At 53.0% G+C, this 21230-nt stretch carries 17 protein-coding genes; 9 read left to right on the top strand and 8 right to left on the bottom strand.

The features are described from left to right. Nucleotides 1-19 precede the first annotated feature (19 nt). From H8L47_RS15395 to H8L47_RS15385, 3 genes are all read left to right on the top strand, one after another. On the top strand, nucleotides 20-1330 hold the full coding sequence (locus tag H8L47_RS15395) for a hemolysin family protein (RefSeq protein ID WP_222616555.1): 1311 nt from the start codon (nucleotides 20-22) through the stop codon (nucleotides 1328-1330). 107 nt (nucleotides 1331-1437) lie between these two features. After that, the gene (locus H8L47_RS15390) at nucleotides 1438-2712 is read left to right on the top strand and encodes an Hsp70 family protein (RefSeq protein WP_186954470.1); all 1275 of its coding nucleotides are present in this window, start codon (nucleotides 1438-1440) and stop codon (nucleotides 2710-2712) included. 148 nt (nucleotides 2713-2860) lie between these two features. Beyond that, nucleotides 2861-5089: a bifunctional diguanylate cyclase/phosphodiesterase gene (locus tag H8L47_RS15385; RefSeq protein WP_186954469.1), complete on the top strand. Its 2229-nt coding sequence runs from the start codon at nucleotides 2861-2863 to the stop codon at nucleotides 5087-5089. A 53-nt stretch (nucleotides 5090-5142) separates the two neighbouring features. Here the strand turns inward: H8L47_RS15385 and H8L47_RS15380 are convergent, their stop codons facing one another. Further along, nucleotides 5143-5703 (bottom strand): Spy/CpxP family protein refolding chaperone, encoded by a 561-nt coding sequence (locus H8L47_RS15380; RefSeq protein WP_186954468.1) that lies wholly within the window; start codon nucleotides 5701-5703, stop codon nucleotides 5143-5145. Nucleotides 5704-6013: 310 nt separating this feature from the next. Between H8L47_RS15380 and H8L47_RS15375 the strand changes: the two genes are divergently transcribed. From H8L47_RS15375 to H8L47_RS15365, 3 genes are all read left to right on the top strand, one after another. Beyond that, nucleotides 6014-6742: a response regulator gene (locus tag H8L47_RS15375; protein WP_186954519.1), complete on the top strand. Its 729-nt coding sequence runs from the start codon at nucleotides 6014-6016 to the stop codon at nucleotides 6740-6742. After that, complete coding sequence (locus H8L47_RS15370) at nucleotides 6739-8085, top strand: ATP-binding protein (RefSeq protein ID WP_186954467.1); 1347 nt, start codon at nucleotides 6739-6741, stop codon at nucleotides 8083-8085. The genes H8L47_RS15375 and H8L47_RS15370 overlap by 4 nt, the downstream gene beginning before the upstream one ends. Before the next feature lie 106 nt (nucleotides 8086-8191). Continuing rightward, the gene (locus H8L47_RS15365; protein WP_186954518.1) at nucleotides 8192-8662 is read left to right on the top strand and encodes a DUF2721 domain-containing protein; all 471 of its coding nucleotides are present in this window, start codon (nucleotides 8192-8194) and stop codon (nucleotides 8660-8662) included. 67 nt (nucleotides 8663-8729) lie between these two features. Here the strand turns inward: H8L47_RS15365 and H8L47_RS15360 are convergent, their stop codons facing one another. Next, entirely contained in the window at nucleotides 8730-10130 is a 1401-nt protein-coding gene (locus H8L47_RS15360) for a PKD domain-containing protein (protein WP_186954466.1), read from the bottom strand. Between the two features lie 374 nt (nucleotides 10131-10504). On the opposite strand from H8L47_RS15360, the gene H8L47_RS15355 reads away from it, so the two are divergent. Next, entirely contained in the window at nucleotides 10505-12169 is a 1665-nt protein-coding gene (locus H8L47_RS15355) for a long-chain fatty acid--CoA ligase (RefSeq protein ID WP_186954465.1), read from the top strand. A 140-nt stretch (nucleotides 12170-12309) separates the two neighbouring features. Then, a complete protein-coding gene (locus tag H8L47_RS15350; RefSeq protein WP_186954464.1) occupies nucleotides 12310-12780 on the top strand; it encodes a DUF5071 domain-containing protein in 471 nt (156 codons plus the stop codon). Nucleotides 12781-12798: 18 nt separating this feature from the next. Here H8L47_RS15350 and H8L47_RS15345 read toward each other — a convergent pair whose 3' ends face one another. After that, on the bottom strand, nucleotides 12799-13227 hold the full coding sequence (locus H8L47_RS15345; RefSeq protein WP_222616553.1) for a hypothetical protein: 429 nt from the start codon (nucleotides 13225-13227) through the stop codon (nucleotides 12799-12801). A 263-nt stretch (nucleotides 13228-13490) separates the two neighbouring features. Here H8L47_RS15345 and H8L47_RS15340 point away from each other — a divergent pair, with 263 nt between their 5' ends. Then, nucleotides 13491-14513 (top strand): BMP family ABC transporter substrate-binding protein, encoded by a 1023-nt coding sequence (locus tag H8L47_RS15340; RefSeq protein ID WP_186954463.1) that lies wholly within the window; start codon nucleotides 13491-13493, stop codon nucleotides 14511-14513. Nucleotides 14514-14515: 2 nt separating this feature from the next. On the opposite strand, the gene H8L47_RS15335 is transcribed toward H8L47_RS15340, so the two are convergent. From H8L47_RS15335 to xdhA, 5 genes are all read right to left on the bottom strand, one after another. After that, a complete protein-coding gene (locus H8L47_RS15335) occupies nucleotides 14516-14740 on the bottom strand; it encodes a 4-oxalocrotonate tautomerase (RefSeq protein WP_186954462.1) in 225 nt (74 codons plus the stop codon). A 6-nt stretch (nucleotides 14741-14746) separates the two neighbouring features. After that, the gene (gene guaD, locus H8L47_RS15330; protein ID WP_186954461.1) at nucleotides 14747-16075 is read right to left on the bottom strand and encodes a guanine deaminase; all 1329 of its coding nucleotides are present in this window, start codon (nucleotides 16073-16075) and stop codon (nucleotides 14747-14749) included. A gap of 126 nt (nucleotides 16076-16201) precedes the next feature. After that, complete coding sequence (xdhC, locus tag H8L47_RS15325; RefSeq protein WP_186954460.1) at nucleotides 16202-17320, bottom strand: xanthine dehydrogenase accessory protein XdhC; 1119 nt, start codon at nucleotides 17318-17320, stop codon at nucleotides 16202-16204. Between the two features lie 7 nt (nucleotides 17321-17327). Beyond that, nucleotides 17328-19706 (bottom strand): xanthine dehydrogenase molybdopterin binding subunit, encoded by a 2379-nt coding sequence (gene xdhB, locus H8L47_RS15320; protein WP_186954459.1) that lies wholly within the window; start codon nucleotides 19704-19706, stop codon nucleotides 17328-17330. Between the two features lie 14 nt (nucleotides 19707-19720). Further along, complete coding sequence (xdhA, locus tag H8L47_RS15315; protein ID WP_186954458.1) at nucleotides 19721-21202, bottom strand: xanthine dehydrogenase small subunit; 1482 nt, start codon at nucleotides 21200-21202, stop codon at nucleotides 19721-19723. Nucleotides 21203-21230: the final 28 nt, after the last annotated feature.

Genomic DNA, 21230 nt, shown 5'->3' with positions numbered 1-21230 from the left:
GATTTGTAGAGGAGGCAATATGGCTTTGTTTGATCATTTTCTTATCATTGCCTTGCTGGTCGCCATCAGTGCATTCTTTTCCATGTCAGAAATATCGCTGGCGGCTGCGCGCAAGGTTAAATTGCAGATACTGTATGCGGAGGGCGAGCAACGTGCGGGCAAAGTGCTGGCGCTGCAACAAGAGCCTGGGCATTTTTTCACCGTCGTGCAGATCGCCCTGAATGCGGTGGCCATACTTGGTGGTATCCTCGGTGAACAGGCTTTGACGCCTTACATACAGAAAGCCCTGGTGGCGGTGTTTGGTATGACCAGCTGGGTGGAGACCGTCAGCTTTGTCACATCCTTTTTGTTCGTGACGTCGATTTTTATTTTGTTCGCGGACCTGATGCCCAAGAAGATCGCCATGATTTCGCCAGAAACCGTGGCGATGCTGGTAGTCAGTCCCATACTCTTGTGCGTACGCCTGTTCAAACCTCTGGTCTGGGTATTCAATGGCCTGGCCAACCTGATCTTGCGGCTGTTTAATTTGCCGACGACACGTAATGAACAAATCACTTCAGATGAAATTTATGCCATGTTTGATGCGGGAGCTGAAGCCGGGGTAGTGCTGCAAAGCGAGCATCACATGATAGGCAATGTGTTTGAACTGGAAAGCCGCACCGTACCATCAGCCATGTCACAGCGCGACAGCATCGTTTATTTCACCCTGCAAGACAGCGATGTGGTGATACGCCAGAAGATTGCCGAGCACCCGCATACCAAGTTTCTGGTCTGTGATGGCAATATCGACAATGTTGTTGGCTATGTCGAATCCAAGGATATTTTGAAGCGCGTGCTGACCAACCAGGCTTTCACCAAGGTGCAGGAATTATCGATACGCACGGCACTGGCCGTGCCTGACTCGCTGACCCTGTCCGAAATGCTGGAGCAATTCAAGGGCACACGCGAAGATTTTGCCGTGATCTTCAATGAATATGCGCTGGTCGTCGGTGTGATTACCCTCAATGACGTGTTGAGTACCTTGATGGGTAATCTTGTTCATCCTTTCCTGGAAGACCAGATCGTCCAGCGTGATGCCAATTCCTGGTTGATTGACGGTGCAACAACAATCGAGGATGTCTGCCGCGCGCTTGACATAGATGGCTTGCCTGAGCAGGGAAGCTATGAGACCATTGCCGGTTTCATGATGACCATGCTGAAAAAGATACCCAAACGCACGGATTTTGTCATGCTGGGTGCTTATAAGTTTGAAGTCGTCGATATTGATCATTACCGCATTGATCAATTACTGGTGGTCAGACTCGATAGTTCGGATGCGAATGCGTCCTGACTGACATCTTAAGATCTCGTTTTTTCATTGCTTTTTCATCGCTTTTTGATTGTTAACAGCAGCTCAACAACAAGGCTGCTGGCTTAGCCGTTTTTATCAGGATTTTCATGTTGCACGCTTGTGGAGTAGATTTTGGCACCTCGAATTCAACCGTAGGCTGGCACCAGCCGGGGCAGCCTGCGCTTTTGGCGCTGGAAGATGGCAAAGTCACATTGCCATCGGTGGTGTTTTTCGATGTCGAAGATGATCAAGTCACTTATGGCCGTGCCGCGCTAAGCAATTATCTGGCTGGCTATGAAGGCCGTTTGATGCGTTCCATGAAAAGCTTGCTGGGTACCAGCCTGATGGATGGCCAGACTGAAGTACAGGGCAAGGCCGTAGCTTTCCGCCAATTACTGGCGCAGTTTATCCGGGAACTCAAATTGCGCGCCGAAAAGTCGGCGGGTACGCATTTCAGCCAGGCTGTCATGGGTCGCCCTGTGCATTTTATCGATGATGACAGCAAGGCCGACAAGCTGGCACAAGACACCCTGGAACAAATCGCCCGCGCCGCCGGTTACAAGGAAGTGCAATTCCAGTATGAGCCCATCGCTGCCGCCTTTGATTATGAATCACGCATCAGCAAAGAAGAGCTGGTGCTGATTGCCGACATAGGCGGCGGTACTTCAGATTTCTCACTGGTCAGGCTGGCACCCGAGCGTGCCCACAGGATAGACAGGAAAGACGATATCCTTGGAAATGGCGGTGTGCATATCGGTGGCACCGACTTTGATAAATACCTGAGTTTGAACCATGTCATGCCTTTGCTGGGTTTGGGTGGCCGTCTGGGTAGCCAGATCGACGTGCCATCCAGTTATTATTTCAACCTCGCGACCTGGCACACGATTAATCTGACTTATACCCAGAAAGTCTGGCGCGAATTGCAAGAAGTGTACCGCGATATCAATACCCCGGAATTGCGCCTGCGGTTTGAACGCCTGCTGAAACTGGTAGAAGAACGCGATGGTCACTGGCTGGCTATCAAGTCGGAAGAAGCCAAGATATTATTATCAGATCAACAAACCATAGACTTGCCACTGGAGCGTTTGCGTAGCAAGCAGCCAACAGCAGCCTGCCACCTGGCGCTGGATCAGGAAGGTTTGCAAACATCCATCGCCCATTTAACCAGCAGTATCGGTGACACTGTCAAAACCGTACTGAACATGGCAAATATCAAACCTGAGCAAGTCGACACCGTGTTTTTCACTGGCGGCTCCAGCGGCGTTCGCGGTCTGCGGCAGCAAATCTCCAGCATAGTCCCGACCGCCACCAAGGTCGAAGGCGATTTGTTTGGCAGCATAGGTGCGGGTCTGGGCCTGGATGCAGCACGTCGATTTGCGTGACAACTTCGCGTGCAAGGAACTTGTCAGTTTTAAACCAAACCCATTTCACTTAAAGTCACATTATCTTTGAGCAACTCGCCACAACCGGGGTCAAAACTTAAACTATACTTGTCACATCACTGAGCAGGCTTTTCTATTCGGAGAATGCATGTCTGACGAACAAGACGATGATGAGCTGTTCCTGATTGAGGATGTGGAAGGGGATTCCATCACTCAACAAGGTGTACGCAGCTGGAAAATCGCCATCGTCGATGATGACGAAGATGTGCACCGCACCACCTGCTTTGCGCTGCAATATGTGCAAATACTGAATCGCCCGCTGGAATTTATCCACACTTACTCCAAAGATGAAACCCGCAAGGTCTTCGCCACCGAAAGCGATATCGCCGTAGTATTGCTCGACGTGGTCATGGAGACCGAACATGCAGGACTGGAGCTGGTCAGCTATATCCGTGATGAGTTGGGCTGGACCGACACCCGCATCATCCTGCGCACTGGCCAACCTGGCTATGCACCAGAAGAAGAAGCCATACGCGACTACGACATCAATGACTATAAAACCAAGAATGAGCTGACGCGCAAAAAACTGCTGACTTCGCTGACCGCTGCCATACGTTCGTATGAGCAAATACGCACTATCGACGCCAGCCGTCGTGGCCTGCATCAGATCATCAGTTCCAGCGCGGCCTTCAGTTTTGAACATGGGATACAGTCCTTTGCCAGTGGCGTCATCACTCAAATAGCCGCCTTGTGTGGCGTACCGCCAGAAGGCTTGTTATGCGCCCAGGGTGAACTTGATGAAGCAGATGAAGACAGGCCCCAGATATTCAATGTCATCGCTTCTGCCGGACATTACAGCAGCCTGATGAATTGCCCTATCGACAATATCCACAACAGCAGGATACGCGATGCCCTGAGACATGTGCTGACCAAACATGAACCCCTGTTCACCGAGCACAGCATGACACTGTATTTTTCCGGGCGCGGCAATCGCCCTCTGGCAGCCTACATAGACTTGCCCTTCTCATTATCAGAAATCAACCAGAATCTGCTGGAAGTATTTTGCTCCAATCTCGGTGTCTGCCTCGATAATCTGGGCCTGGTCAACCAGCTCAAGAACCATGCTTACCGCGACCAGTTATTAAAGCTGCCTAACCGCCTGAAGTTCATAGAGCAGATCAGCAGCACGCTGCAAGCTCAGTTACCGGGGCAAATGGTGGCCCTCATCGATATCGATGACTTTGCAGAAATCAATGACGTGCTCGGTCACCACTATGGTGACCTGATACTCAAGGCAGTGGCTGACAGATTGCGCGAAAAACTGGGCGAACCGATCTTCCTGGCGCGTATTTCTGGCGACGTCTTCGGCTTGCTGGGCAGTCGGGAGCTACTCGAACCGGACACTTTGCGACTCTTGTTTGTCGAACCATTCACCATAGAAGAAACTGCCCATGCAGTTTCCATGTCGATAGGGATGGTGGCTCTGGAAGGTTATGAGGGCGAAGGTGCCGAACCCCTGAAAGATGCCAGCATCGCCCTGAAGCGTACCAAGATACATCAGCGCGGCAGCTGTACCTTATTTACCCGCTCGATGGGTATAGAAATACGCGAACGCGCCACCCTGATGCAGCACTTGCACAAGGCCTTTGATGCTGAACGCCTGTTCCTCATGTACCAGCCGCAAATCGATCTGGAAACCGGCAAGTTCACCGGCCTCGAAGCCCTGATACGCTGGCGCAATGATGATGGCGTGCTGATACCGCCGAACGATTTCATCCCGCTGGCAGAATATTCCGGCCTCATCATCAGCCTCGGTGCCTGGGTATTGCGTACTGCATGTTTCATGATGGTCAGATTGCAAAAAGCTGGTATCGCCCCGCAGCGAATGGGGGTGAATGTCTCGGTGGTGCAATTCCGCCAGGATGATTTTATCGATATCGTTGAACAGGCTTTGCGGGATACCGGTTTGCTGCCAGCGCACCTGGAGCTGGAAATCACCGAGTCAGTCACCATGAGCAGTGCCGCCCTGTTTGAAACGCGACTGGCAAAGTTGAAAGAGCTGGGTGTGAAGATCGCGATTGATGACTTCGGTACCGGTTTTTCTTCCCTCAGTTATCTCGACAAGTTACCGGTAGACAGGCTGAAAATAGACCGTGCCTTTGTCAATCAGATCGATACACCTGAGGGACCGCGCATTGCAGAACTGATTACACAACTAGGTAAAAAACTGGGCCTGCAAGTCATCGCCGAAGGTGTCGAGCATGAAATCCACTGGAAGACACTGGCAGCCATGGGTTGTCATGAGGGCCAGGGCTTTTATATAGGCCGCCCCATGCTGGAAGAAAATCTGATCAGCTGGATCAATCTCAGAAAATAGGCGCCCAGCTCAGGCAAGCTTTGCTTGCCTGGCTAAGCTGATCTTCAGCTAATTTACTTCTTGTCCATCATGGATGGACGTTCACCGTCCTTGTGCATACCATGACCATGCTCACCCATGCGCTTGTCCATACGGTCACGCATATGCGATGCCATGCGTTTGTGGCGTTCATCAAAAATCTTTTGCTGCTCAGGCGTCAACACGGCATAAAAAGTTTTCAAGGCCGTCAGGCGTGTTTGCATTTTCGCCAGATGCTCTTTCATTTTTTCCAGGCTTTTTTCCATGCGCTCTGGCGTCGTCAGTTTTTCCATTTCCTTGCGGTCTGGACGGGCTGGCATGGTACCGGGATTCATGGCTTCAACAAAGGTCTTCCACGCAGGTTCCTGGGCTGCCGTTATTTTCAGTTTGTCATGTAATTCCGCCTGGTGTTTGGCCATGCGTTCTTTCATCTTTTCAGCCCACTTGCCAGGATCACCATGTGGCTTCTCGTGACCGGCATGGGCGGATGCACTTGGTGGAGCAGAAGATTGCGCCACAACGTTGCCTGCACTAACGGCGAGACCCAGACTGACGCTCACCAAAGCAATGCAGAATTTTTTTTGTAAGGTTTTCATGATTTTCTCTTTCTGAACTGAAGAACAAACTCACTCATTTGCCAGGCCCATCCGGCAAAGTAAAGTGCTAACCTGACTGATAGACTTCTGGACTTGAATCAAGCCCGGCATCACTGCCTCAGACATGCTTTGCATCTTGCCGCACACTTGTAACGATGAAATGTCGCTCTGCTCTCGCATTGTATCGACGTGTAACAGGCAGAATTTTGCAGGCGTGGTATGTTACTTACTGTTTCCTCCAAGGTTTATCATAACAAGACGATACAAAATCGGGATTTTTATCGCCAGGACCAGGCTCATAATGAAGAACATGGACACACCAAATAAAATTCTCATCGTTGACGATGACCGCGACATCCGCAACCTGCTGGCCGATTATCTCGATAATAATGGCTACAGCACCGTCACCGCCGCGGAAGGCAATGCCATGACGGCCGCGCTGCAAAACCACCAGATAGATCTGGTGGTGCTGGACCTGAACCTGCCTGGCGACGACGGCCTGACCCTGTGCCGCAACCTGCGCAGCAAATCTACCTTGCCTGTCATCATGCTGACAGCCCGCGGCGAACCGCTGGACCGCATCCTGGGCCTGGAAATGGGGGCAGATGATTATTTGCCCAAACCTTTTGAACCACGCGAATTGCTGGCACGCATACGCAGTGTCTTGCGACGCACGCAAAGCAATGTCAACCAGCATACCGGCGAAGCACTGCAAAAACTCAAATTTGCTGGCTGGACCCTGGACCTGACGGCACGCCACCTGATCAGTCCGGATGGCATGGTGGTCTCGCTTTCAGGGGCAGAGTTCCGTATGTTGAATATTTTCCTGGAACATCCCAACCGCGTGCTGAACCGTGATCAGTTACTGAACATGACACATGGCCGCGATGCTGATCCCTTTGACCGTTCGATTGATATTCAAATCAGTCGTTTGCGACAAAAATTGCGCGAAGATGCACGTTCGCCGCAAATCATCAAAACCGTCAGGAATGGTGGCTATGTGCTGGCCGTGACTGTCGCCGTGGAGCAGGACGCATGAAAATCCTGTCGTCGATGTGGGGCAGGGTATTCGCCATACTGTTGCTTGGCGTGATTGCTTCGACGGTGCTGACCTGGTCACTGGCTTTCGGTGAAAGACAAAAAACCATCTCGCAATACCGGGATTCACATGCTGTTGAACGGGCCGAACAACTAGTGCTGGCACTGGACGCCCTGCCCGCAGAAAACCGCGAAAAATTCCTGGCCACCGCACCGCGCCTGGGCTTGAAGGTAGCCACTCTGCCGGCCGAGACTAGCGACCAGGCCCCGCGCTCTGAGTATGCCGCTGCCGTCAGTGAAAGACTGGGCAAGACATTTCGTGTGATGTCGCTGGCACAGGATCCGGGGTCTTGTCCGCGTATGCCGCAGAACATACAAACCAACCGCCTGCCGTGTGAAGCCCTGGGCATCACCCTCAATGATGGTACGGCGCTGCGCCTGACGGTATTACCACCACGTAATCCGGCGCCGCCCTTGCGCCCCGATTTCCTGCAATACCTGTTCCTGTTTTTAGCCAGCATTGCCATACTGGCATTTCTGATCGCCCGCATGACCATGCGGCCATTGCAACAAATGGCCAAGGCAGCCACTGCCCTTGGACAAGACATTAACCGCCCTCCTCTGCCGGAAAAAGGGGCGACTGAAATTTTGCTAGCGACCCGCGCCTTCAATGCCATGCAGGCGCGCATACGCCAGCATATTGCCCAGCGCACCCATATGCTGGCCGCCATCACCCATGATTTGCAAACCCCGCTGACCCGCCTGCGCCTGCGCCTGGAAAAGGTCAGGGACGAAGAATTGCGCGACAAGCTCATCGAAGATTTGTCAGGCATGCAAATGATGATACGCGAGGGCCTTGATCTGGCACGCAGCATGGATAGTAACGAAGCCCTGAAGCCGTGCGACCTGGATTCACTGCTCGACAGTGTCTGCGCCGATGCTGCTGATGCCGGGCAAAATGTCAGCTTTGAAGGCAAACCCGGCCTGACCGTCATGGCCAGGCCACAAGCTCTGCGCCGCTGCCTGACCAACCTGATCGACAATGCCGTCAAATATGGCCATTACGCCACGGTCAGCCTGGTCGCAGGCAAGGATGCCGCCAAGGATGTGCTTCATGTCTTGATACGCGACGGTGGCACAGGTATTCCGCCTGAATTTCAAAGCAAGGTGTTTGAGCCATTTTTTCGCATGGAAACATCACGCTCTCGCGAATCCGGCGGCACCGGCCTGGGCCTGACCATCGCCCAGAATATCGCCCAGCAGCATGGCGGCCAGTTGCAACTCAATAATCTGCCTGAAGGCGGGCTGGAAGTACGCCTGACCTTGCCTGTGCAATCAGCCTGAATATAGACCTGTCCCTGTGTCTGAAATTTGACGAATCTGCGGCATGCTCTCGCATGCTGGCCCTTGCCCCTGTAGAATTCGGAAAAAGCTTGAGGACTTGCACATGATTAATCTACAACTAGGCGATGTCAGCCACATTATCCAACTCGCCATTGCCCCGGTATTTCTGCTGACAGGCGTGGGGACCATACTGTCAGTACTGACCAGCCGGCTGGCCCGCATCATCGACCGTTCCCGTGTCGTTGAAGAATTACTGCATGGTGAAAATAGTCCGGCAATCAGCCCTGCCGGGCTGGAAGAAGAATTGCACGAACTGTACGAACGCTCGCATTTAATCAACCGCGCCATTACCCTCAGCACCTCTTGCGGTTTGCTGATCTGCCTGGTGATTGCGGCTTTGTTTACGGGTGACGCCACCAACCTGAATCTGGAAAAGCTGATTGCCTCCCTGTTCGTGGCTGGCGTATTTTCCCTGATAGGCAGCTTCATTTTTTTCATGCGTGAGATTTTTGTCGCAACCAAGACCCTGGCACGCCAACGCAAACTGGGCAGACGCAAGATCATCGCCCGCGAGTAAGAATTCAGCCCATAAAAAAAGCCCCCGCCGTTTCATCCGGGCAGGGCTTTCTGTGAGAACTGCGCTGTTACTTGGGTGCAGCCTGGACCAGCACGATCACATCGATGGAGGCAGTCGCCGGGTTGGCAACCGTAATTGGCTGGTAACTGCCACTGGCACGGAATATCAATACCGTATCGCTGGACACAGTAGGCGCGACAAATCCGGCATTGCCAGTCGTGCCACCCGCGATGAATACCGTAGGGCCAGCCACCTGCGACCAACTGTAATACACGATATTCGAGCCAGTATTTGAAGGCGCATCAACTTTCAAGGTAACCACCCCGCCCGAAGCCACGACCTGGGTAGGCGTGTAAGAAACCAGGGATATCGGTGGTAATGGATCCACATAGAAGACAACATCCATTTGCGTAATCGGATCAAGTGAAAATCCACCCGGCGAAATCGAAGAATTCGAAGCATTCAGCGTAAATACAAATGCTGTACGGCTATTGATGAACTTGGGCAAAGCCGTGCTGGCAACACTGGACGCTGAATTAAAGATTTCTACTGCAGGGCCGGATTTTTGTTTCCACAAATAAAAAATCGGTGTGCTGGTATCTACCTTGCCATTGGCATCATATTTGACCGATTTGCTGCCATCCAGGGTAATCGTGGCACCGGCGCTGACCACGCCGCCACTATACGAGATAGGCACGACCGTGGGTTTGACGACCGGCGTAACCGTTACGGTCTGGGTAGCCGTACCCACTTTTTGCTTGTCATCCGTCACCCTGCACTGAAATTTGAGGGCAGAAGCCACTGCCACTATCGGCGCTGTGAATGTCGTCGTGGCTGTATCGGTAGTCGCCAGATTGATGGTGGTGCCAACAGCGTCGCTGACTACCCACTGGTAAGAATAAGGTTCACCAGTCGCCGCCGGTGTGCCGCCACTGCCTGAGCAAGTCAGGGTGACCTTGTCGCCTGTGCTGGCAGTCAGGGAGCTACCCACTTTGGCAACCGGGTTGGCAGTAGTCGATGCTTCCTGTTTCACCAGCAAGGTAGTGGAAGCCTTGATGGTATTGCCTTTGACATCCACAGCATTCAGGGTCAGCTTGTAGGTATAGTCTGCTGTCAACAAGGCTGGAGGTGACACTTGCAGGACGCAACTGGCTTCTGTACCCGTGCTGCTTTTTTGCATGCTCTTGCAATCCGCATTGCTGACTGAGGCCAGCGGGTTGGCTGACAGCGTCAGGTTCTCTACCTGCCAGTACATATTCGTGATGACCCCGGCCGTGCTGCTGGCCTGGCCGGTAAAGTTCAGGGGTGCGCCGGTAACCACCGTCAGTGCTTCCGGCACGCCTATCGCCATGGGCACGGCCGTCGAACCGCCAGTATTACTGCTGCCCGAGCTGCTGCCACCACCACCGCAAGCCAGCAATGCCAGGCTGGAAAAAACGACTAGGGCTGTTTTGATTTGCTGAACCACGCTGACTCCGATGACTTACAAAATAGAGGGATGCCTACCATTGTAGCTTCATGTCAGCATTTTCAATACCTTTGCATAAAGTGTTGACAAAATGTTTCAAGTTTCTGACAAATATGCTTTTTTTGCGAACGACCGTGCAAAAATGAATTAGGTATGGCACTCTAATAAAATCTAATAAGGGCTTACACAAAATTGTCCCGGCAAGGCTCTCGCTTTGGGGAACCTCCCGTAAAGGGAGGTTCGTTACGTCGGCAGACAACATGTTGTCTGAAACCCCGACTACACCGTAGCGACGAAGACAATACTTAACAAAGTACTGTCTTTACAACGCAGCTGGGGCGGTTTTGTGGAAGTCCGTCTAAAGGAGACTGTAGATGAACACTTTGCACTACGCCCACTGGCCGCAAGGCTTGCCCCATGAACTGATCGTACCTGAAGCCAGCGTCTATACCAATTTGCAAGTGTCCGCCCTGCGCTACCCTGACAAGGCAGCCATCATCTTCTATGACAGCATTATCACCTATAGCGAATTGCATGCAGAAGTGCTGGCGCTGGCGGGCTACCTGCAACAAGTCTGTGGCGTGCAAAGAGGCGACCGCGTCTTGCTGAACATGCAAAACTGCCCACAATTCATCATCGGCTTTTATGCCATCCTGCGGGCTGATGCCATGGTCGTGCCCGTCAATCCCATGCTGATGACGGATGAATTGAGCCATTACATCGCTGACAGCGGTGCCCAAACTGCCCTGGTCTCTCAGGAAATATTTTCACGCCTGCAACCCTTGCTAGGTCATAGCATCTTGCAAAATGCGATAGTAGCCACTTACTCCGACCATCTGACCACAGCTACCAGCCTGAACATCCCAGATTTTGTCAAAGCTGAGCACCAGGTGCCGGAACAGGCAGGCATCTGCAGCTGGCAAGCCGCGGTAACAGCCGGATACCAGCCACAAGCCCATCTGGCCGGGCCAGCAGACCTGGCCTGCATGCCCTATACCTCAGGCACCACTGGCAAGCCCAAGGGCTGCATACATACCCACCGCTCCGTCATCTTCAATTCTGTCGCCAGCCCCACCTGGTCCGGCAGCATAGTCGCCAATCACGTGTCGCTGGCAGTGCTGCCATTCTTTCATGTGACCGGTATGCAGTCCGTCATGAACAGCATGATTTACTGTGGCGGCACCCTGGTCATCCTGCCACGCTGGGACCGCGACGCCGCCGGGCAACTCATCACCCGTTATGCCGTCAGCAACTGGACCCTGGTGCCATCGATGATGATCGATTTCCTGTCCAACCCGCGCCTGGCAGAATACGATATTTCCCGGCTGACCCGAGTATCCGGTGGCGGCGCAGCCATGCCCGCTGCAATTGCCCAAAAGCTGCTGGACCTGTCTGGCCAGGTGTATATGGAAGGTTATGGCTTGTCAGAAACCATGGCCGCCTCGCACGTTAACCCACCCCAACGCATGAAGCAGCAATGCCTGGGCGTGCCCTACTTCAATGTAGACTCGCGCATCGTTGATCCAACCACCCTGCAAGAAGTCAAACAGGGTGAAACCGGCGAAATCTGGATACATGGCCCGCAAGTCTTCCAGGGTTACTGGAATGACCCGCAAAAAACTGCCGACTCTTTCGCCGAACTCGACGGCAAGAAATTCTTCCGCTCCGGCGACCTCGGCTACATGGATGCCGAAGGCTTCTTCTTCTTCACCGACCGCCTCAAACGCATGATCAACGCCAGCGGCTTCAAAGTCTGGCCAGCCGAAGTCGAATCCATGATGTACCAGCACCCAGCAATCCAGGAGTGCTGCATCATCGCCACCCACGACGCCTACCGCGGCGAAACCGTCAAAGCCGTCATCGTCAAAAAGCTTGGCAGCGACGTGACTGCCGAAGACATCATGAGCTGGGCCCATGAAAAAATGGCCGCTTACAAGGTGCCAAAGTTTGTGGAATTTGTGGATAGCCTGCCCAAGTCTGGGACAGGCAAGGTCATGTGGCGCACGCTGCAGGAACAAGAGGCGGCGAAGGTCAAATAAAGTCCTGCAACCGAATGGATTTTCTGCTGCCTGGGCTCGTTGATGAATTTGATACCCAGTGCTACGGCTTTGTCGTAAGCCAGGAAATATGCGAAGCTTCGATCTGATCCATCCAAAGATTTTTCAAAAAGGCTTGCAGCATGTCTATCAGCGATTTGTACCCGAGAAGCAGTCACGACCATGAAAGAGTACTAGCCGTCATTGCAGCTGGTCCAAAAGCAGCAGAACCCATGCTCGCAGTCCTGTTTATGTGGCTACAAGATATAAATTATCCCATCGCCATGCCGATTGCTGACTTTCTCATCACAGTCGGAGATCCACTCATCCCGCATATCAAGAAAATCCTGCGCTCTAACGATGACATGTGGATATATTGGGTCTTGCAATACGTCGTGGAAAGGCTAAGTCCAGAACACATCCGAGCACTGGAGCCTGAACTCTATCAACTGGCGTGCGTGGCTGAAAATGGCATTGTCGCGACCCGTATTGGCGCGTCAGCCGGAATATGGGAACGAAAAACCATGGACTGGATGCTCGACAATAAGATACGCGCGTATGAAGAGTTTTTGCTTGAGCTCAAAGAGCTTAGAGCCAGGACTTCGCCCGAATAACTAGCATGGGGGCGATTATCATATATTTATCCTGGACTCTAAGAACTCTAAATACTTCGGATCGTCTTCCATAAAAATATCTAGCCCACCTCCCATATAGGCCCTAGTCAATTCATCAATCGACTTTTCAAAATAATTCTGTTCAAAATAGAGTTGTCCCAAGCGAAGATGTATATATGGATTTCCCAATCCTTTTGGGCATTGAACAGCATTGATAAAACACTTAAAAGCTTTCTCTCTATCATCTAGCTTGAGATTCATATCCCCAATGGCAACGTATATCCATGTAGCAGCCTCCCAATCCTGATGTTTTTCGGGAACAAGTCTTAGTGCGGAGGTATATTTCTGCTTTGCAGATAAATATTCATGGTTTTTGGCGAGTAACTCGCCATTTTTGCATAGCTCGGTAATTTCAGCATACACGGCATCGGGTAACTGCAAGTCCATCATAAATCCAATTAACATTCGTCATACAAAAAATATCTTCTTCTTAGCCCTTAAATTGCAGGTTTCTGATAGTTTATACGTACATTCTAGCGCCGTAATCGACCTAAGAAAAAACTCGCATTTAGCACAAGCCCTATTCTCACGCATTCCCCAAAAACCATATTCATTATTGCGCATAACCATCTCATCTCCCAATATTTTCCTCCAAGATAAAACCTCATGCTGACCCCGAAGCCAGCAGTAACAATATCTGGAGGACGACCATGCGAGTCTGTATAGACAAGTACAAATTCATCTGTACCATTCTGCTGTTCATCGCTGCAAGTACTGGCTTTACAGCCAGGCTAGCATTTGCCGCAGAAGCACAAAAGATTTTCTACGTCCGCCCCGTCCCTGACAACGACGACCCCTATCTGCAACAAGGTAGTGACGGCATCAAACAGGCGGCGCAGATGTACCAGATGCAAGCCACTACGCTGGCCAGTCAGGCTGACCGTGCAGGCAGGCAAAAGCAGCTAGAAAATGCCATCCGGCTGGGGGCGAATATCATTGTCATGATAGGCTATGAATTCAGGGAATTGCTCGATACCGTGCCGCGTACTGCGCCCCATGTGCGTTTCGTGATGCTGGAACAGTGCATCAGCAATCCACCTCCCAATCTGCTTTGCATCAGCTTTCGTGAAAGCGAAGCCAGTTATCTGGCGGGCATGGAAGCGGCGCTGATATCAGTCAGCGGTAAGATAGGTGTCATCGGTGCAGTGAAGACGGCGCTGAAACAAAAGCCTGTCGATGCCTTCATCGCCGGTGCCAGGTCAGTCAGGCCGGATGCGGACCTCAGCCATATCGTCTGGATTGAAGGTAGCCAGCCCTTCAATGACGCAGCGCGTGCTGAAGCGTTGGCCAAGAGCATGCTGGCGGATGGTGTGGATATGATTTATGCCGCCGCTGGTAGCAGCAATAATGGGGTGTTCAAAGCGTTGGCTGGCAATAGCAAAGCGCGGGCCATAGGCAGCTATGTCAACCAGTGCCCCAGGACTGCGGGCCGGGTTATCGACAATATGCAGGTGCACGGTGATACTGCCATCAGCCTGGCGGTCGCGGCTATCTTGGCTGGATCAACTGCAACCAGGATTGATTATGGCTTGAAAGAAGGCGCAGTATCGCTGACAGGTATCAGCACCGATGCGGCATATTCTGATTGCGACATCTTGCGCCAACGGCCTGTGCTGCAAAAACTGCGTGAAGCGAGTCAGGCCATTATCAAGGGCAAGTTGAAAGTGGAATAGGTTTACTTCTTATCCGACCACAAAGTCCCGCCAGAAGCCCAGTCTTCACGTTTCACTTCCTGAATGATGATATCAACTGCGTCCGCAGAACAGCCCAGAGTCTGGGCGCTGGCTTCGGTAACAGCTTTGACGAAAGCACGTTTTTGTTCCAGCGTGCGGCCTTCAAACATTTGTACATTGATGGTAGGCATGGCTTTTCCTCGGATGATCTGAACAATACCCACCATCATAAATCAGTTATGCCCGGCTTGTCGCTGATGTACCAGTTTGCCTGCAGCATACGTGGCAGCTACTGTGCGGTCATCACCCAGCAAGGCAAGGGCAAACAGCAATTCATCAAGGCTTTCAGTATGGCTGGTACGTCGTGCCAACAAAGGCGTAGCTTGCGGGTCGAGCACGATGAAATCGGCTTCTGCATCCTTGCCGAAATTACCTATTGTGCCTTCAAGCTGCATGCTGCGTGCGCCACCCAAGGTTGCCAGGTAAAACATGCGCAAGGCAGGCAAGTAAGTGCCGCCCAGGCGTGCCATCTTGTAGGCTTCATTCATGGTGCGCAACATCGAGAATGAAGTGCCGCCACCGACATCGGTGGCCAGTGACAGGCTGACTTGCTGGGCATCAGCACGCTCAAAATTGAACAGGCCACTACCGAGGAAAAAATTGGAAGTCGGGCACATCGCCACTGCCGATTGCGTTTCTGCCATGCGCGCACGGTCTGCATCATCCAGCCAGATGCAATGGCCGTACATGGCACGCGGACGCAGCATGCCGTACTGGTCATACACATCAAGATAACTGCGTGCTTTGGGATAGAGTGATTTGACCCAGGCCACTTCATCGGTGTTTTCTGCGACATGAGTCTGCAGGAAGGTATCGGGATAAGCCTGTGCCAGTTCACCCGCGAGCTGCATTTGTGCATCACTGGAGGTAGGTGCAAAACGCGGTGTGATCGCATACAACTGGCGGCCACGCTTATGCCACTTCTTGATTAATTCTTCGCTCTCACGTATGCCACCTTCTGCAGTGTCGCGCAAAAATTCGGCGCAATTCCTGTCCATCAAAACCTTGCCTGCCACCATGCGCAGATTGCGTGCTTCACTCTCGGCAAAAAAAGCTTCGACTGATTCGGGATGCACGGTGCAATACACCATCGCCGTCGTGGTGCCGCAGCGCAGTAGTTCATCAATGAAAAAATGCGCGACTTGTGCGCTGTGGTTGATATCAGCAAACTGGCGTTCGGTCGGGAAGGTATAAGTCTCCAGCCAGGGCAGCAAACCGGGCGCTGGCGAGGCGATCATGTCAGTCTGGGGGTAGTGGATGTGGGTGTCGATAAAACCCGGCACGATGAGTTTGCCGCGGTAATCGATGACGTCTATGCCTTCGGGCAAGCTGGTATGCAATTGCGCATACTCGCCTGCGGCGACGATCCTGCCGTCTTCAACGATCAACAGGCCATCTTCATGCCAGGCATAAGCCTTTTCATGAAAGGCAGGGTCTTGCTGGAAATGCAGCACGCTGGCGCGGTAGGCTTGCAGATTGGTGTTACTTGAAATATTACTCATACGTGGTCTTTCTGAATTCTGTCTTGCAGGCGCAATCAAGCCAGACCACAACTTGTTTATCAAGTCAGCCGGTCTGGCATCACATTCGCATTGATCTGGCGGGTGCTAAGCGCTAACAGCGAGAGTTTAACGCTTAGCCAGCGAGTGACACTCATCTAGCGCTCGTTTTTCTCTATTAGATGCAGAAACATCAGCACCTATACGCGCAAGCACGCGGCTGAGTTCCTTTTGCTGATGGATTTCATGTTCTTCCCAGACTTGCAAAAGCTGGGCAACGACCGAGGCGGCAATCACTGCCGGTTGCTTGCCGTGTATGCCGGGCAGGCCTATGGGGCACACCATGTCATTCAGACGGGTAGCCGGTATGCCACGTTCACGCAGGCGGCGTTCAAACTGCACGCGCTTGGTTTGCGAACCGATGAGGCCAAACCAGCCTACATCCGGCAGACGCAGGATATATTCAGACAGTTTTTGATCCAGTGCGTGGCTATGCGTGAGCACCAGGAAAGACGTGCCCGGAGCGGCTTTAGCAATCAGGGCTTCTGGTGTATCTGTCGCTTCTACCGTGACATTCGCTGCCAGCCGGGTAGGGAACATGTCTTCGCGTTCATCCACCCAGGTGATACGGCAAGGCAGCTCAGCCATGGCACGAGCTATGGCGGCACCGACATGGCCTGCTCCAAACAGCATCAGGTGGGCACGATAGGCGAGGCAGGAATCGAGCAACCAGCGCTGGCCTGCTGTATCTGTCAAGACCTGGCATGGGGTGTTGGTATCGATTTGCACAGGCAAATCCGTGGGCCAGGCCGGGCCTGTCAGGTGGGTGCCATTGGCATCGCACAGGGTTGGCGCTTGCGCACTATCCAGCGCCAGCAAACGCCAGCTATCCTGCCCCAGACGCCAGCACTGGTTCAGGCAATTCAGATAAGTCAGGCTATCAGCCTGCACACGTTCAAATGCCAGATGTACGACACCGCCGCAACACTGCCCCAGGCTGGGGCCTAGCGGGAAGCGTTCATAGCGGCGCTGGGCGGCAAGCTCAGATTCCGGCATGGCCAGCATGCTGCGAGAGATTTCTGTCGCCTTCATTTCCAGATGGCCACCACCTATGGTGTCAAACAATTCATCTGCCGTGACCAACATTTTGGCTCCCGGCTCACGCGGGCCGGAACCCAAGACAGTAGCAACCGTCACCAATATCTTGGGTATGGACTGACTGGCGATAGCGTTTAACCAAAGCTTCATATGCGGCTCACTTTTCCTGACTGGATGATGCTGCCATTGCTTCTACGCCATTGATGGCTGACAAGATCGCTTCGCTGGTTGCCGGTGCATTCAGCGGCGGGTTGTAGCGGTAATCTGCCACGCTGGCAATCGCGTCACGTATTGCAAAGAAAACAGAAAACGGCAACAGCAAAGGCGGCTCACCCACGGCCTTGGACCTGTGTATGCTGTCTTGCACATTGCGGTTCTTGAAGAGGCTGACGCGGAAGTCTTCAGGACAATCAGAAATCGCGGGTATCTTGTAAGTCGAAGGTGCATGCGTCATCAGCTTGCCGCCTTTGTTCCACCACAATTCTTCGGTCGTCAGCCAGCCCATACCCTGTATGAAGGCACCTTCTACCTGGCCGATATCGATGGCGGGGTTCAGTGAATTGCCTGCATCGTATAAAGCATCGGCACGCAAGAGTTTCCATTCACCGGTCAGGGTATCGACGATGACTTCGGATACCGAGGCACCATAGGCATAGTAAGAGAAGGGATTGCCGCTCATGGTTTTGGGGTCCCAGTGCAAGCCCGGTGTCGCATAAAAACCATCCGACCATAATTGCACCCGCGCCAGATAGGCTTTTTGCACCAGGGCTTCAAACGGGATATCAAGCCCATTGACACTGACCAGGCCAGCCGCAAAGCGTATGTCTGCCTGCTCGCCACCATAAGTCTTTGCTGCAAATTCAGCGAGGCGCTGGCGCAGGGTATGCGCGGCATTTTGCGCGGCCTTGCCATTCAGGTCAGCCCCCGTCGAAGCGGCAGTGGCCGACGTATTCGCAACCTTGCTGGTATCAGTAGCAGTAGCGCGCACCTTGTCCAGATTCAGGCCCAGCTCATGCGCAACTACCTGGCACACCTTGGTATTCACGCCCTGCCCCATTTCACAACCGCCGTGATTGACCAGTACCGAGCCATCAGTATAGATGTGCACCAGAGCACCAGCCTGGTTCAGATGGGTGACGTTAAAAGCAATACCAAATTTAACCGGCGTCAGCGCCAGCCCTTTTTTGAGGACAGGGCTGCTGATGTTGAAGGCCTTGATGTCAGCACGGCGCTGTTGATATTCACTGCTGGTTTCCAGTTCTGCCACCAGTTCATGGATGACGTTATCGACAACCTTCTGCCCATACTGGGTGATATTGCGCCCCTCGGCGTCATTACGGCCATAGAAATTGATCTTGCGTATCTCAAGCGCATCCTTGTTCAGGTCACGGGCGATATTGTCGACGATGTATTCAATAGCAATCGCCCCTTGCGGGCCACCAAAGCCACGGAAGGCGGTATTCGACTGGGTATTGGTCTTGCCGCACATGGCACGGATATCGACATCACCAAGGTAATAAGTATTATCGAAATGACAGACCGCACGGGTTGCCACTGGCGCTGACAGATCGGCAGAGTAACCGGCGCGCGAGACCATCTCTACGCGGGCGGCAATGATGCGGCCTTCATCGTCATAGCCGACTTCATAATCATAGTAAAAGCAATGGCGCTTGCCGGTGACCATCATGTCGTCATCACGGTCAGCACGCAACTTGACCGGGCGTTTCAGCTGGGCCGCAGAAATCGCTGCTGCCGCCGCCCATAAGGCAGATTGCGATTCCTTGCCGCCAAAACCACCACCCATGCGGCGGCATTCAACCACGATGTTATGGCTGTGTACACCGAGTGCGTGGGCGACCACATGCTGCATTTCGCTAGGGTGCTGGGTAGAACACAGCACCAGCATGCCACGGTCTTCTTTGGGTATGGCGTAAGAAATCTGGCCTTCGAGATAAAACTGTTCCTGGCCGCCTACATACAACTCGCCCTTGACGCGGCGAGGTGAACGCTCGAACGCGGCCTGCGCATCTCCACGTTGCAAGCGCATCGGTGGCAGGACGAAGGACTGGGCTTGCCTGGCTTCTTGCGGCGTCAGTATCGCAGGCAATTCTTCATAGGTAATCTCAGCCTTGCGCACGGCGCGGCGCGCATTGTCATGCGTGTCTGCAACGACGATGAAGATGGGCTGGCCTACATATTCGACCAGGCCCTCTGACAGGATGGGGTCATCATGGATGATGGGGCCGCAGTCATTGGTGCCGGGGATATCCTTGGCGGTGTATACCGCCACTACGCCGCGCGCACTTTTGACTGCATCGAAATTCATGGACAGGATATTCGCGTGCGCCTTGGACGACAAGCCAAGTGCTGCATGCAATGTCCCCTGCACTTCAGGGATATCATCGGTATAACGTGCCTCACCCAGCACATGCAGCACTGCTGATTCATGTGGATGTGATTTTCCTACCTCTGCCCAGTCTGCATTGTTGTTGGCAAGGTTCTTTTCGGTCAGGAAAGCTTCAGTTTGGGTATTCATGTTTTCTCCTGAGCTTAAGCAGTGACGGTGACGGGGGCAAAGACATTGATGGCTTGCAATTTCAGCGGCGCATCGGTACGGGTCTCCAGCCAGAAACGGCGCAAAAGATTTTGTGCTGTCTGCATGCGGTAGGTATTGCTGGCACGCATATCGGTCAGTGGGGTGTAATCCTGCGCCAGCAAGGTCATGGCATTTTTCACTGTTGCTTCATTCCAGGCTTGTCCGTTCAAGGCTGCTTCTGCCAGCGGCGCGCGGCGTGAAGTAGCGGCCATGCCACCGAAAGCAATATGTGCATCGCGCACGATGCCACCATCCAGGCTGATCGCAAAAGCGGCGCAAACGGCAGAGATATCCTGGTCATAACGCTTGGCGAGTTTATAGGTACGGAATTGTTGCCCGGCTTTGGGCAGGGGTATGCGCACAGCGGCAACAAATTCGCCAGGCTGCATATCCTTCTTCATATAGTCGAGGTAAAAACTCTCCAGCAACAGAACGCGCTGGCCGCGCACGCTGTGCAAGACTATCTCGGCCCCCAGGGCGATCATCCATGGTGCCGAATCCCCAATCGGCGATCCATTGGCGACACTGCCACCCAATGTGCCAGTATTACGTATAGGTTGTGAAGCAAAACGCTGCCACATCTCGGTCAGTTCATCCGGATAATGCTGGCAGACTGCGCCATAGGCATCATTCAGCGCCACGGCGGCACCTATTTCCAGCATGTTATCCACAGTCTTGATATGTTTTAGCTCATCGACTTCACGCACGTAAATGATATTGCCCAGCTCACGCATTTGCTTGGTCACCCACAGGCCAACATCGGTGGAACCGGCCAGTATGGTGGCCTTGGGATGGTCTTCACGCACTTCAGCCAGTTGCTGCAAAGTGCGCGGTGCATAGAAAGTCTGGCCATCTGCCGTATAGCTGAACATCTCGCCACGCTGCAGGCCTTGCAGGCCACTGATGACAGCCGCACGGTCAAACTCAGCCGCTGGCAATTCACCCATGCGCTTTGCGGCATCAATGATAGGGCGATAGCCTGTACAACGGCAGAGGTTGCCGGACAGGGTTTCGTCTATCTCTTTACGGCATAGTGGAACACTATCCCCTTCTTTTTTCAGGTACAGGCTCCACAAGGACATGGCAAACCCCGGTGTACAGAAGCCACATTGCGAACCATGGCATTCCACCAGCGCCTGTTGCACAGGATGCAGTTCACCATTCTTTTGTTGCAAGTCTTCTACGGTAAACACTGCTTTGCCATCAAGCGTGGGCAAAAATTGTATACAGGAATTAACTGACTGCAATTCCAGCTGACCATGTTTCATTTCACCAATGACGACCGTACAGGCCCCGCAATCGCCCTCGGCACAACCTTCCTTGGTGCCGGTGCGATGCAGGTCTTCACGCAGATGCTGCAACAGCGTACGCGTAGGCGCAGCATTGCTGACTTGCTGGATTTGGCCTTGGTAGTAGAAACGAATAGGGTCAGACATGAATGCTCCGGTATGAAATTCTTATGGG

The sequence above is a fragment of the Undibacterium umbellatum genome (assembly GCF_014284125.1).
GTDB classification, from domain to species: Bacteria; Pseudomonadota; Gammaproteobacteria; order Burkholderiales; family Burkholderiaceae_D; genus Undibacterium; species Undibacterium umbellatum.
Note: the sequence above shows the minus strand (reverse complement) of the source record. Positions and strands in the feature narration are given on the sequence as shown.

Bases quoted from the DNA above. Each gene is read 5' to 3' on its own strand.
- H8L47_RS15380 (WP_186954468.1), bottom strand. From the start codon at position 5,703: ATGAAAACCTTACAAAAAAAATTCTGCATTGCTTTGGTGAGCGTCAGT.
- H8L47_RS15345 (WP_222616553.1), bottom strand. From the start codon at position 13,227: ATGGACTTGCAGTTACCCGATGCCGTGTATGCTGAAATTACCGAGCTA.
- H8L47_RS15335 (WP_186954462.1), bottom strand. From the start codon at position 14,740: ATGGTGGGTATTGTTCAGATCATCCGAGGAAAAGCCATGCCTACCATC.
- H8L47_RS15390 (WP_186954470.1), top strand. From the start codon at position 1,438: ATGTTGCACGCTTGTGGAGTAGATTTTGGCACCTCGAATTCAACCGTA.
- H8L47_RS15350 (WP_186954464.1), top strand. From the start codon at position 12,310: ATGTCTATCAGCGATTTGTACCCGAGAAGCAGTCACGACCATGAAAGA.
- H8L47_RS15385 (WP_186954469.1), top strand. From the start codon at position 2,861: ATGTCTGACGAACAAGACGATGATGAGCTGTTCCTGATTGAGGATGTG.
- H8L47_RS15340 (WP_186954463.1), top strand. From the start codon at position 13,491: ATGCGAGTCTGTATAGACAAGTACAAATTCATCTGTACCATTCTGCTG.
- H8L47_RS15355 (WP_186954465.1), top strand. From the start codon at position 10,505: ATGAACACTTTGCACTACGCCCACTGGCCGCAAGGCTTGCCCCATGAA.
- xdhB (WP_186954459.1), bottom strand. From the start codon at position 19,706: ATGAATACCCAAACTGAAGCTTTCCTGACCGAAAAGAACCTTGCCAAC.
- H8L47_RS15375 (WP_186954519.1), top strand. From the start codon at position 6,014: ATGGACACACCAAATAAAATTCTCATCGTTGACGATGACCGCGACATC.
- xdhC (WP_186954460.1), bottom strand. From the start codon at position 17,320: ATGAAGCTTTGGTTAAACGCTATCGCCAGTCAGTCCATACCCAAGATA.
- xdhA (WP_186954458.1), bottom strand. From the start codon at position 21,202: ATGTCTGACCCTATTCGTTTCTACTACCAAGGCCAAATCCAGCAAGTC.
- guaD (WP_186954461.1), bottom strand. From the start codon at position 16,075: ATGAGTAATATTTCAAGTAACACCAATCTGCAAGCCTACCGCGCCAGC.
- H8L47_RS15370 (WP_186954467.1), top strand. From the start codon at position 6,739: ATGAAAATCCTGTCGTCGATGTGGGGCAGGGTATTCGCCATACTGTTG.
- H8L47_RS15395 (WP_222616555.1), top strand. From the start codon at position 20: ATGGCTTTGTTTGATCATTTTCTTATCATTGCCTTGCTGGTCGCCATC.